General features: G+C 74.0%; 11 protein-coding genes. 9 read left to right on the forward strand and 2 right to left on the reverse strand.

Features of this window, described 5'->3' with window-relative positions:
* The first annotated feature begins 161 nt into the window (after positions 1 to 161).
* The 8 genes from ABWK59_RS27520 (at position 162) to ABWK59_RS27555 (ending at position 9,150) form a co-directional block, all read left to right on the forward strand.
* Positions 162 to 995, forward strand: coding sequence for a glycosyltransferase family 2 protein (locus tag ABWK59_RS27520; RefSeq protein WP_354643329.1), 834 nt, complete (start codon positions 162 to 164; stop codon positions 993 to 995).
* 440 nt (positions 996 to 1,435) lie between these two features.
* A complete protein-coding gene (locus ABWK59_RS27525; RefSeq protein ID WP_354643330.1) occupies positions 1,436 to 1,717 on the forward strand; it encodes a hypothetical protein in 282 nt (93 codons plus the stop codon).
* Positions 1,714 to 2,538, forward strand: coding sequence for a polysaccharide deacetylase family protein (locus ABWK59_RS27530; RefSeq protein ID WP_354643331.1), 825 nt, complete (start codon positions 1,714 to 1,716; stop codon positions 2,536 to 2,538). Before ABWK59_RS27525 ends, ABWK59_RS27530 begins: the two co-directional genes overlap by 4 nt.
* Positions 2,535 to 3,809, forward strand: a complete 1,275-nt coding sequence (locus ABWK59_RS27535) for a glycosyltransferase (protein ID WP_354643332.1) — start codon at positions 2,535 to 2,537, stop codon at positions 3,807 to 3,809. Before ABWK59_RS27530 ends, ABWK59_RS27535 begins: the two co-directional genes overlap by 4 nt.
* Positions 3,806 to 5,419 (forward strand): ArnT family glycosyltransferase, encoded by a 1,614-nt coding sequence (locus tag ABWK59_RS27540; protein WP_354643333.1) that lies wholly within the window; start codon positions 3,806 to 3,808, stop codon positions 5,417 to 5,419. The genes ABWK59_RS27535 and ABWK59_RS27540 overlap by 4 nt, the downstream gene beginning before the upstream one ends.
* Positions 5,416 to 6,579: a glycosyltransferase gene (locus ABWK59_RS27545; RefSeq protein ID WP_354643334.1), complete on the forward strand. Its 1,164-nt coding sequence runs from the start codon at positions 5,416 to 5,418 to the stop codon at positions 6,577 to 6,579. Before ABWK59_RS27540 ends, ABWK59_RS27545 begins: the two co-directional genes overlap by 4 nt.
* Positions 6,580 to 6,581: 2 nt before the next feature.
* Positions 6,582 to 8,660, forward strand: coding sequence for a galactose oxidase early set domain-containing protein (locus tag ABWK59_RS27550; protein ID WP_354645122.1), 2,079 nt, complete (start codon positions 6,582 to 6,584; stop codon positions 8,658 to 8,660).
* Between the two features lie 28 nt (positions 8,661 to 8,688).
* Positions 8,689 to 9,150, forward strand: a complete 462-nt coding sequence (locus ABWK59_RS27555) for a hypothetical protein (RefSeq protein ID WP_354643335.1) — start codon at positions 8,689 to 8,691, stop codon at positions 9,148 to 9,150.
* A 48-nt stretch (positions 9,151 to 9,198) separates the two neighbouring features.
* Here the strand turns inward: ABWK59_RS27555 and ABWK59_RS27560 are convergent, their stop codons facing one another.
* Entirely contained in the window at positions 9,199 to 9,846 is a 648-nt protein-coding gene (locus ABWK59_RS27560) for a GTP cyclohydrolase II (RefSeq protein ID WP_354643336.1), read from the reverse strand.
* A gap of 201 nt (positions 9,847 to 10,047) precedes the next feature.
* Here ABWK59_RS27560 and ABWK59_RS27565 point away from each other — a divergent pair, with 201 nt between their 5' ends.
* Positions 10,048 to 10,800: a VOC family protein gene (locus tag ABWK59_RS27565; RefSeq protein WP_354643337.1), complete on the forward strand. Its 753-nt coding sequence runs from the start codon at positions 10,048 to 10,050 to the stop codon at positions 10,798 to 10,800.
* A gap of 31 nt (positions 10,801 to 10,831) precedes the next feature.
* Here ABWK59_RS27565 and lnt read toward each other — a convergent pair whose 3' ends face one another.
* Complete coding sequence (gene lnt / locus ABWK59_RS27570; RefSeq protein ID WP_354643338.1) at positions 10,832 to 12,388, reverse strand: apolipoprotein N-acyltransferase; 1,557 nt, start codon at positions 12,386 to 12,388, stop codon at positions 10,832 to 10,834.
* Positions 12,389 to 12,559: the final 171 nt, after the last annotated feature.

Raw genomic sequence — 12,559 nt, forward strand, 5'->3', positions numbered from 1 at the left:
GACGCGCCCGAGACGGCCGACGCCTCTGCTGGGCCGGGGGGTTGGTGCGGGGTTGGGGTTCACGCACCGGGGGCGGTACATCAAGGCCCGTGCGTCGTGGCAGGTCTCCTCCCATCATCAAGGCACCCGTGTGCCCGCCCTCCTGCGAGGGGCTCTCCCCGATGAGCACCACCCTGCCTCCTGACCGCGGGGTCCCGTACCCCGTGCGCGGCTCCCGGCCCATGCGCCGGTCCACCGACCGGCCCGCCGTCCGCCTCCCGCTGCGGCGCGCGTCCGACTACGCCGCCCGCCAACCGGTCTCCCTGGTCGTCCCGGCCCGCAACGAGGCCTGCAACATCCCCTGGGTGTTCGAACAGATCCCGCCCTGCGTGGACGAGGTGGTCCTGGTCGACGGCGGCTCCGAGGACGCCACCGTGGCCACCGCCCGGCAGATCCTGCCGACCGTCCGGGTCGTCGAGCAGCACGGCCCCGGCAAGGGCGGCGCGCTGCGCACCGGCTTCGCCGCCGCGAGCGGCGAGTACATCGTCACCATGAGCGCCGACGGGTCGATGTGGCCCGGCGAGATCGCCCACTACGTGCATTTCCTCGACAGCGGCTACGACCTCGTCCAGGGGTCACGCCGGGTCGTCGGCGGCGGATCGCTCGACCTGACCAGGATCCGCTCGCTCGGCAACCAGCTGCTGATCGCCGTCGCCAACCGGCTCTACCGCACCGCCCTGACCGACCTGTGCTACGGGTTCCGCGCCTTCCGGCGCGACCTCCTGGACGGCCTGGACCTCCGCTCCGACCTCGAGATCGAGGCCGAGCTGGTCGCCCACGCCCTCCGCTCGGGCCTTCGCATCGCCGAGGTGCCCAGCCTTGAACTTCCCCGCCGCAGTGGTCGCTCGCACCTGCACGCCGTCTCCGACGGCCGAAGGGTACTGCGGACCCTCGTGGCCGAGCGTCCCGGCTCCCGATCCGCGGCGCCCCTTGCCGGAGGGGAAGGCACGAGATGAATGGCTACGACCGGCGCGCCGCAGCAGCCTGCCCCCGCCTTGCCGCCCACTACTCGCTCTACACCCCCGTCCGAGGCGTCGGCCCGGATCCGGACGTACCGAGCGAGCGGCGCTCGCCCGGCGGACCGGTGCCCGGCCTCCCCGGCGAGGGCGTGTTGGCGTGGGTGCGGCTGCGCGGGCACCCGCTCGGACTGGACGTCGGAGCCACCGGGGCAGCGGGCGGGTCCGCCGTGCCGTCCCGGGCGCTGGTCGAGCCCGTTCCCCGGGGGCGGTGCCGCCCCCGTCCCATCCCCCAGTCCACCGCGACACCCGCGGGGCGTCAGTGTCGGGTCGGCCCCGCCCCGGTGCCCGCGGACCCCGCCCGCGGCCGGCGTGACCGCCGAGACGCCGCGCCGCGGGCGGGACGGCCGCCCGAGCGGACCCATGAGGAGTGACCCGTCATGGTGATGCGCGTCGTCCCCCCGCAGGTCCGCCCGGCCTCCGGCTGCCCGTGCCCCCTGCCCTGCCCGTGCTCCTACCCCGCGCTGCTGCGCGCCCGGGTCCGGGCCGCCCTGCGCGGCCTGCCCCGACGGCACCCCGCCCACCCGGCGCCGCGCACCGACCACCCGCCGGCCGGCGGGGCCGCCGAGCCCCGGCCGGCCGGTGGGGCCACCCCGTCCGGTGCCGCTGACCCGCCCGCCACCACCCGTCCGCGCACCAGGAGCCCGGGAGGCGCATCATGACCGACGCCGTCCCGCTCTTCGTCTACCACTCCGTCTCCGAGCACCCCGAGCCCTGGCTCGCCCCGCTCACCGTGACCCCGCAGGCCTTCGCCGACCAGCTGGACATCATCACCTCCGCCGGACGCACCGTGATCCCGCTGCGCCGCCTGGTGGCCGCCCTGCGCGGCGGCCCCCCGCTGCCCGCCCACTGCGCCGTGCTCACCTTCGACGACGGCTACGCCGACTTCTACTGGGCGGTCGCCCAGGTGCTCTCCGACCGCGACCTGCCCGCCACCCTGTACGTCACCACCGGCGCCGTCCACGTCCCCGGCCGCCCCGCCGACGGCAGCCTGCTCCCGCCCGCCCCGATGCTCAGCTGGCGGCAGATCACCAACCTGGACGCGCTGGGCATCGAGATCGGCGGCCACTCCCGTACCCACGCCCAGCTGGACACCCTGCGCGGTCGCCGGCTCGACGACGAACTCGACGGCTGCAAACGCGAGTTGGAGGACGCCGTCGGCCACCCGGTGACCGCCTTCGCCTATCCCGGCGGGTACGCCGACCCGGTGGTGCGGCGCCGGGCCCACCGGGCCGGCTGGACCTCCGGCGCCCTCGCCGGCAGCGCCTTCAGCTCCGCGGGCGACGACCCGATGCGGATCGCCCGGCTGCGGGTCCGCGCCGACACCGGACGGGAGACCTTCCAGGCCTGGGCGCAGGGCCTCGGCGCCCCCGTGGCGCCCTACCCCGAACCGCTCAGGGACAAGGGCTGGCGGGCCTACCGGCGGATCCGCGCCGCCCTCGGCCACCCGGTCGACGGGGAGATCGAGAGGCAAGCGAAATGATCGTCTCCATCGCCCTGATCCTCATCTCCACCCTCTTCTTCACCATGGCCGTCGCCACCCTGTGGTGGATGATGCACGCCTGGCGCACCCCCGAGAACCTCGCCCGCACCCGCTTCACGGAACCCGAGGGCCCGCACCGCAACTCCTTCTCGCTGCTCGTCCCCGCCCGGCACGAGGAACGGGTGCTCGCCGCCACCGTGGAGAAGGTGCTGGAGTCCCACTACGAGGACTTCGAGGTGCTGCTGATCGTCGGTCACGACGACCCCGAGACCACCGCGGTGGCCCGCGCGCTGGCCGAACGCCACCCCGACCGGGTCCGGGTGGTCGTCGACACCCACCGGGTCAAGAACAAGCCCAAGGCCCTGAACACCGCCCTGCCGCACTGCCGCGGCGACGTGGTCGGCGTCTTCGACGCCGAGGACCAGGTCCACCCCGACCTGCTCGGCCACGTCGACCACGCCTTCCGGACCGCCGACGCCGCCGTGGTCCAGGGCGGCGTCCAGCTGATCAACTTCTCCTCCAGCTGGTACAGCCTGCGCAACTGCCTGGAGTACTTCTTCTGGTTCCGCAGCCGCCTCCACCTGCACGCCCGACGGGGCTTCATCCCGCTCGGCGGCAACACCGTGTTCATCCGCGGCGACGTCCTGCGCGCCGTCGGCGGCTGGGACCAGGAGTGCCTCGCCGAGGACTGCGACCTCGGCGTCCGGCTCTCCAGCGAGGGCGCCAAGGTGGTGGTCGCGTACGACGCCGCCCTGGTCACCCGCGAGGAGACCCCCGACTCGCTGTACGCCCTGCTGCGCCAGCGCACCCGGTGGAACCAGGGCTTCCTCCAGGTCTACCGCAAGCGCGCCTGGGCCCGGCTGCCGCTGCGCCGCCAGCGGCTGCTGGCCCGCTGGACCCTGGCCACCCCGTTCGTCCAGGCCCTCGCCGGGCTGTTCATCCCGGTCGGGGTCGCCCTGGCGCTGCTCTTCGCGGTGCCGGTCGGGGTGGCGATGATCACCTTCCTGCCGCTGCTGCCGCTGGCCGTCACGGTCGCCTTCGAGGCGGTCGCCCTGCACGACTTCGGCGTGCAGTACAGCCTGCGGGTCGGCCCCAAGCACTACCTCCAGCTGATCCTCGGCACCCCCTTCTACCAGCTGGTCCTGGCGGCGGCGGCCGTCCGGGCGGTCTGGCGGGAGGCCCGCGGCCAGCACGGCTGGGAGCTCACCCGGCACGTCGGTGCCCACCTCGCCGGAGGCGGCCCGATGCGCGAGATTCGGAACGAGGGATGACGGTGACCACCCTGCAGCGCGCGCCCACCACCGGGCCCGCCCGACCCGCCGTACCGCTGCGGCTCGGCCGCAGTCCCACCTGGCTCGGCGTCGCCGCCGTCGTCCTGCCCACCCTCGCCGTGCTCACCGTCCAGGCCTGGAACATCAGCGGCTGGCCCGCGGGCAACGACGACGAGGGCACCTACCTCTCCCAGGCCTGGTCCGTCCAGCAGGGCCACGGACTCGCCCCCTACACCTACTGGTACGACCACCCGCCGCTCGGCTGGCTGCAGATCGCCGCCCTCTCCTGGCTGCCCGAGCTGTTCGCCTCCCACGACCAGGTGATGACCGGCTCGCTCCGGACGGTGATGCTGCCGATCACCGCGATCTCCTGCGTCCTGCTGTACCTGCTCGCCCGGCGGCTCGGACTGCCGCGCTGGGCCGGCTCGCTGGCCGTCCTGCTGTTCGGGCTCTCCCCGCTCGCGGTCAGCCTCCAGCGCCAGGTGCTGCTCGACAACCTCGCCGTGATGTGGGTGCTCGCCGCGATGGTCCTCTGCGCCTCGCCCCGCCGCGACCTGTGGCAGCACACCGCCGCCGGACTGGCCTTCGGCGTCGCGGTGCTCTCCAAGGAGACCATCATCGTGCTGCTGCCCGCCCTGGTCCTCCTGCTGTGGCAGCGCAGCCACCCCGCCACCCGCGGCTTCTCCCTGGCCGGCGCGGCCGGCGGCCTGGTCACCGTGCTCTCCCTCTATCCGCTGTACGCGCTGCTCAAGAACGAGCTGGTCCCCGGCAGCGGCCACGTCTCCCTGCTGGAGGGCCTGAGCTTCCAGCTCAGCCGCCCCGGCTCCCCCTCGCTGCTCGCCGCCGACTCGGCGAACCGTCAGATCCTCGACAGCTGGCTCTACTACGACCGCTTCCTGCTGCTCGGCGGCCTCGCCGCGGCCGTCCTGATGCTGCTGCGCAGACCGATGCGCCCGATCGGCCTGGCCGCCGTCCTGCTCGCCGTGATCGCGATGCGGCCCGGCTACCTGCCCGCCATGTTCGTCATCCAGGCCCTGCCCTTCCTGGCCCTGGCCCTCGCCGGCACCGCCGACCGCGCCGTGGTGCTGCTGCGCCGCGGCACCGCCGCGGCCGGCCGCCGACTGCCACCCGCCCTGCGCCGCCCGCTGTACCTCACCGCCGTCGCCCTCACCGGCCTCGCCGCCGTCTCGGCCGTCGCCCCGGGCTGGTACGCGGGCGACCGCACCGCCGTCACCGCCGACGCCAACGACGGCTACGACAAGGCCGCCCAGTGGCTGCGCGGCGCCCTCACCGACCCCGCCACCGCCCGGGTCGCGGTGGACAACGTGCTCTGGATGGACCTGGTCCGCGACGGCCTGCGGCCCGGCCTCGGCGCCATCTGGTTCTACAAGATCGACCTCGACCCGGCCGTCGCCAGGGAGCTGCCCGGCGGCTGGAAGGACCTCGACTACATCGTCTCCACCCCGACCGTCCGCCAGCCCTCGAACTCCCGGCTCACCACCGTTCAGGAGGCCCTCGCCCACTCCACCGTGGCCGCCTCCTTCGGCAGCGGCGACCACCTGATCGAGATCCGGCGGATCGTCACCGAACCCGCGGGGGAGGGGCCGTGACCACCTTCGACCTGACCGGCGGACCCGCCCCGTTCACCGTCGTCATCCCCACCCGCAACGAACCCGGGGCCATCCACGAACTGCTCGACCGGCTCGCAGAGGCCCTGCCCGTCCACCCCGGCGGGCCGCCGCCCCGGCTGCTGCTGGTCGACGACAGCACCGACCACACCCCGGCCGTGATCCGCGCGGCCGCCCGGCGGTGCCCGCTGCCGGTCTCCCTGCTCCACCGTGAGGACCCGGTCGGCGGGCTCGGCGGCGCGCTCACCGAGGGCCTGCGCGCCGCCGAGGGCGAGTGGGCGGTGGTCATGGACGCAGGACTGCGGCACCCGGCGCATCTCGTTCCGCGCCTGGTCGCCGCCGGCCGGGCTGCCGGGGCCGACCTCGCGGTGGCCAGCCGGTACGCCCCCGGCACCGGACCGCGTGGCGTCCGGCGGGCCGCCCCGGGCCCGGCCACCCTGCTCACCCGGCTGCTGTTCGCCCGCGAGCTGCGCCGGATCAGCGACCCGGCCAGCGGACTGTTCGCGGTCCGCCGCGCCGCCGTGGATCTCGCCGAGCTGCGCCCGCTCGGCTACCGGGCGCTGCTGGAACTGGCGGTCCGCGGCGGACTGCGCCGGGTGGTCGAGGTGCCGTACCGGCACGCCACCCGTCGGGCCGGCGAGGCGGAACAGGACGGCGCCGAGCGGGCGGCCGACCCCGCCAGACCGCACGGGCTGCGCGCCCTCACCCGGTTCGCCGGGCTGTGGCTGTCCACCCCGCTCGGCCGGGCCGCCGCCTTCGCCCTGATCGGGCTGAGCGGGATCCTGCCCAACCTCGCCGCGCTCGCCCTGCTCACCGGCCTCGGCCTGCACTACCTGCCGGCCGCCGTCCTCGCCAACCAGGCCGGCATCGCCTGGAACCTCACCCTGCTGGAGACGACCGTCTACCGGCACCGCCGCCAACGCCACTGGGCGGACCGGATGCTGCGCTTCTTCGCCGTCTCCAACCTGGACCTGCTGCTACGGATCCCGCTGATGGCCCTGCTGGTCAGCGGCCTCGGCCTGGCCGCGGCCCCGGCGACCGTCCTCAGCCTCGTCGTCTCCTGCGTGCTGCGCTTCCTGGTGGCCGAGCGCGCGATCTACCACCTGCCCGCCCACCGCTCCCGGAGGGAGTGCCTCCCATGACGATGAACGCGAAACGACGTCGCAGCGCGGTCGTCCTGGGCACCGTGGCCCTGCTGGCCCCCATGCTCACCGCCCAGTACGCGTCGGCCGCTCCCCCGGCCAACCTGATCTCCAACCCCGGCTTCGAGAAGGTCGACAAGAACAACTGGCCGCAGTGCTGGGAGAAATCAGGCTGGGGCAACGGCACCTTCAGCTACCAGGTCGTCACCGACGCCCACGAGGGCAGGAAGGCGGTCAAGCTCGCCATCGACGGCGTCACCCAGGGCGACCGCAAGACGATGATGTTCGAGAGCGGCGCCTGCGCCCCCAAGGCCACCCCGGGCCACCAGTACGACCTCAGCCTCTGGTACAAGTCCACCACCCCCAACGCCGTGATCACCGCCTTCCGCCACGACACCACCCAGGGCTGGCAGTACTGGACCGACCTGCAGACCCTCCCGGTCGCCGGCGCCTACACCCAGACCACCGTCCGCACCCCGGCGGTGCCGCCCAACACCGACCAGATCACCTGGGGCGTCGCCGTGTACGGCACCGGGTCGCTCACCACCGACGAGTACGCGATGACCGACGCCACCCCCACCCCGCCGCCCCCGCCCAACTGCACCGCCGGGGACGCCTGCACCAAGGGCCAGTGGCAGGTCCTGCCGATGAACAACCCGGTGCGCAGCATGCACGCCTCCGTCCTGCACAACGGTCTGGTGCTGCTGATCGCCGGCTCCGGCAACGACCCGGACCAGTTCGCCGCCGGCACCTTCACCTCCGCGGTCTACAACCCGGCGAACGGCAGCTTCACCACCATCCCCACGCCCAGCGACATGTTCTGCGCCGGGCACGTGATGCTCTCCGACGGCCGCCTGCTGATCATGGGCGGCAACAAGGACTACCCGGCGGCCGACGGCAGCCACGGCTACGAGGGGCTGAAGTCCTCGTACATCTTCGACCCGGACACCCTCGCCTACACCCGCACCAACGACATGAACGACGGTCACTGGTACCCCTCGTTCACCGAGATGGGCAACGGCGACATCCTGTCCTTCGGCGGCCTGCGCGAGGACTCCAGCGGCAGCGTCACCCAGGAGCTGTTCTCCGACGCCACCAAGTCCTGGAAGCCGCTGTGGCAGGTCAACCAGACCTGGTCCTTCCTCGGCCTCTACCCGGCGATGATCCTGATGCAGGACGGCCGGCTGTTCTACTCCGGCAGCCACGTCTTCGGCAACGGCACCCCCGGCACCGGCGCCTCCATCTACGACTACAACGCCAACACCCTCACCGACGTCCCGGGCCTGCGGAGCAAGGACCAGCGGGACCAGTCGATGAGCGTGCTGCTGCCGCCCGCCCAGGACCAGCGGGTGCTCACCGCCGGCGGCGGCAACGTCAACACCAACCCCGACGCCAACCGGCTCACCGACCTGATCGACCTCAAGGCCGCCAGCCCCGCCTACACCCCCGGCCCCTCCCTGCCCCAGGGCACGATGACCGGCGGCGTCCCGCAGACCGGCGACCAGGGCAAGATGTACGTCTCCATGGTGCTGCTGCCCGACGGCAAGGTCTTCGAGACCGGCGGCGCCCTCCACAACCGGGCCGACCCGGTGTACGAGGCCTCGATGTTCGACCCCGGCACCAACGCCTTCGCCCCGGGCATGGCCACCGACCCGGTGCCGCGCGGCTACCACTCCTCGGCCTTCCTGCTGCCCGACGGCCGGGTGATGGCGGTGGGCGACAACCCGGGCGACGGCACCTTCGAGCACCGCGTCTCGGTCTACTCGCCGCCGTACCTGTTCAAGGGCGCCCGGCCGCAGATCACCGCGGTGGACAGCACCCACTGGACCTACGGGTCCAGCCAGCGCATCGTCACCAACACCCCGATCGTCAAGGCCGAACTGATCCGCCCGGAGGCCGTCACCCACTCCTCCGACCCCAACCAGCGCTTCGTCGACCTGCCGATGACCGTCAACGCCGACGGCAGCACCAACCTGAACCTCACCACCAACCCGAACCTCGCGCCGCCCGGCCACTACATGCTCTTCGTCGTCGACGCGAACGGAGTGCCCTCGGTGGCCAGCTGGGTCCACGTGATGTGAGCCGGCGACACCGCACCCGGAGGAAGCCATGCGCAAGTCGATTCCCGCCGTGCTGTTCGCGGCCGCGGTCGCGGCCACGGCCGCCGGCACCACCCTGGCCGGGTCGGGCTCCGCCCCGGCCGCCGCCCCGGCGGCCCCCGCCGCCGCGCAGCCCGCCGCCCCCGCCGCGGGGCAGGCCAGTGCGGCCCCGCACGTCCTGGACTTCGCCCAGGGCCTGAAGAACTCCCCCAAGAAGCTGCCCGCCCAGGGCACGCCGGCACCCCAGCCCCCGGGCGTGGACGGCTGCGACCACGCCTACGGCACGGCCGGCCAGTGCGTCCCCGCCGTCTTCCCGCCCGGGGTCGGCACCAGCGCGGCCGAACGCTGCACCTGGCTGAAGGACCACGGGCTGAAGGACGTCAAGGTCAAGGAGCAGAAGAACGCGGCGGACAAGGACAAGCTCAAGCTCGACAGGAACAAGGACGGGATCGCCTGCGGCGCGGGCGACTGACCGGCCCCGGGAGGTGTCGGCCGGCCCTCAGCCCTCAGCCCTCAGCCCTCAGCCGACGAGGCGGGGGAGGGGGATGGAGTGGCCGGTGTGCTCGACCTTGGCCCGGAGGTAGCGGATGTTGGACTCGGAGACGTGCACCCCGGTGGGCACCCGCTCGGTCACCCGGATCCCCAGGTCGGCGAGCTGCGCCGCCTTGTCGGGGTTGTTGCTGAGGAGGTCGATCGTGGTGGCGCCGAGGGTGGTGAGCATCTGGGCCGCCGAGGTGTAGTCGCGGCCGTCCTCGGGCAGGCCGAGCGCGGTGTTGGCCTGGTAGGTGTCGAGGCCCGCGTCCTGGAGGGCGTAGGCGTCGAGCTTGTTGTAGAGGCCGATCCCGCGGCCCTCCTGGCGGAGGTACAGCAGGTACCCGCCGGCGTCGGCGATCCGCTCGACGGACTCCCGCAGCTGCGGGCCGCAGTCGCAGCGGTCGGAGCCGAAGACGTCGCCGGTGAGGCACTCCGAGTGCAGCCGGACCAGCGGGGTGCGGCCCTGCGGGTCGCCGAGGGCGAGGGCGAGGTGCTCGGCGCCGTCGGTGAGGCCGTGGAAGGTGAGGACCTCCGCCTCGACCCGGTAGCCGTCCCCGAAGGTGAGCGGAATCCGGACCCGGGAACGGACGGTCGCCGCGGGCGGCTGCTGGTGCGTGCTCTCGATCTGCGTCATTCCCGACCTCCGTGATCCGCTGGTGGTTCAAATTCGAACCGGTCGCGCTCGAGAGACGGTACACCCTGGTTCCAATTTGAACAACAGGGACCTCGTTCGGCCCACCATCCCCCCTCGTCCCACCCGCCCACCGCGCAAGCTGGGAGGGGCCGTCCGTCCGGCCGCGCCCCCGCACTGCTGATCCCGGAAGCGAGCTGAGCCGTGAAGATCACCGCCCACACCGTCGGCGCGCCCTGCTGGGTGGAGCTCGGCACCAAGGACCCCGACGCCGGAAAGGCCTTCTACCACGAGCTCTTCGGCTGGCGCGCCGAGACCGACCCCCGGCCCGAGGCGGTCGGCTACACCACCCTGTTCCTGGGCGACGACCCGGTGGCCTCGCTCACCCCGCTGTTCCAGCCGGACCAGCCCACCGCCTGGACGGTCTCCTTCGCGGCCGCCGACGTGGACGCCACCGCCGACGCGATCCGGGCGGCCGGCGGGACGCTGGTGGTCGCCCCGATGGACGCCTTCGACCTCGGCCGGTTCGCGGTCGCCGCCGACCCCGCGGGCGCGATCTTCGCCGTCTGGCAGGCCCGCACCTTCCAGGGCGCCGCCGTGGTCAACGAGGCCGGCTCACTCGGCTGGGTCGAGCTCGCCACCCGCGACACCGACCACGCCAAGGAGTTCTACACCCGGATCTTCGGCTGGAGCGTCACCATCGGCGAGATGTACACCCAGTGGGGCATCGACGGCCGGGACTTCGGCGGGATGAGCGACATGAGCGACCAGTTCCCGGCCGACGTCCCGCCCTACTGGATGCCGTACTTCGCGGTCGCCGACGTCGACGCCACCACCGAGCGGGCCGCGGTCCTCGGCGCCACCGTGATGCTGCCCCCGACCGACGTACCGGACGGGCCGCGCCTCGCCGTCCTCCACGACCCGCAGGGCGCTGCGTTCGGCGTGCACGTCGCCTGAGGGCCTGCCCTACCCGGAAGCCTGACCCGGGTCAGGAACCGGTCCGCTGCGACGCACCGGCGGCGGGCGGGGGAACGGGTTCCCCGCCCGCCGTCCGGCCGGTCCGGCGCAGGGCCGCGGCGGCGGCCAGGACGGTCACCGCGACCGCGGTCAGCGGCACCCAGTCGCCCAGCCGGTCGTACCAGGTGAGCTCGCCCGCCGGCACCGTGGCCAGCACCACCGTCACCGAGCCCCGCGCGTCGGTGCCCAGCCGGGCCAGCCGGCGGCCCTGCGCGTCGTACGCCACCGACTCGCCGGTCAGCGCCGCCTGCACCACCGGCCGGCCGGTCTCGGCGGCCCGGATCGCCCCCAGCGAGGCGTGCTGGGCCGGGGCCCAGGAGTCCTGGAAGGTCGAGGTCGCCGACTGGTAAACGATCACCCGGGCGCCCTCGGCCGCCGCCTGCCGGGACATGTCCGGGAACGCCGACTCGAAGCAGATCAGCGCCCCCACCGGCAGCGGACGGCCCGACCGGTCGACCGCCGGCAGCGGGTGCACGGCGGTGCCGGGCGCCCGGTTCTCGCCCGCCGCCCGGCTGACCCCGGCCACCCAGCCGAGCAGCGGCCGCAGCGGGATGTACTCGCCGAACGGCACCAGCCGGATCTTCCGGTAGCGGGCGGCGACGCCGTCCGGGGTGACCAGCACGGCGTCCTTGGAGATCCGGCCGTCCGCCTTCCGGGCGTCCTCGCCGACCAGCAGCCGGGCACCGGTCGCCGCCGAGAGCGCCCGCAGCCGGTCCAGCACGGCCGGGTCCCGGTCCAGGTCGGCGGTGGTGCTGCTCTCGCCCCACACCACCAGGTCCGGCTCCGGACCGGACAGCGCCCCGGTGAACCGGATGTTCGCCTCCAGCCGGGACGCCTCGTCGGGCGTCTGGCCCGCCTGCACCAGCGCCACCGTCACCGAACCGTCCGGCTCCGGGGCCGCCTGCAGCAGGAACAGCACCGGACCGGCCAGCAGCACCGCCGCCACCGTTCCCGCCGCCACCGCCCGCGGCCCCACCCGGGAGGTGGACACCACCACCAGCACCCCGGTGTTCACGGCCACCACGGCCGCACTCACCAGCCACACCCCGCCCACCGAGGCCAGCGCCAGCACCGCCGGATGCTCCCACTGGCTCGCGCCCAGCAGCGCCCACGGGCCGCCCAGCGCGTGCCAGGACCGCGCGAACTCCGCCGCCAGCCACACCGACGGCACCACCACCAGCGCCGCCACCGCCCGCCGTACCGTCACCCGGGGACCCAGCAGCCACCACACCGCCGCACCCAGCGGCGCCTGCAGCACACCCAGCACCGCCGCCAGCACCAGCAGCCCCGGCCCGACGGACGGCACCAGCCACACCATCGCCACCAGGATGAACCCCGCCCCGAACCACCAGCCCCGGACCGCCGCCTCCCGCGGACCGCCCGCCCGCCGCATCAGCTCCAGGCCAGGGACCAGCGCCACCCACGCCAGCGGGGCGAGGCCCGGACCCGGGAACGCCAGCACCGGCAGGGCCCCGGCGGCGGCCGAGGCGTAACGGGCGGGCTGGCTGAGGGCACCACGCAGGCTCATGCAGCGATTCTGCGCACCCACGCCCCCGGTCAACCACCGAACGGGGTGCACGTGGGCAACTCCAGTGAATGAGGGCACCTGGGCAACCACCGAAGGGGCGCGTGGAACTGCGCGAGGCGGGAGGGCTCTACCTCCGCGTTTCCTCTTCGCGCAGTTCCCCGCGCCCCCGGC

The organism is Kitasatospora sp. HUAS MG31 (assembly GCF_040571325.1).
Classification (GTDB): Bacteria; Actinomycetota; Actinomycetes; order Streptomycetales; family Streptomycetaceae; genus Kitasatospora; species Kitasatospora camelliae.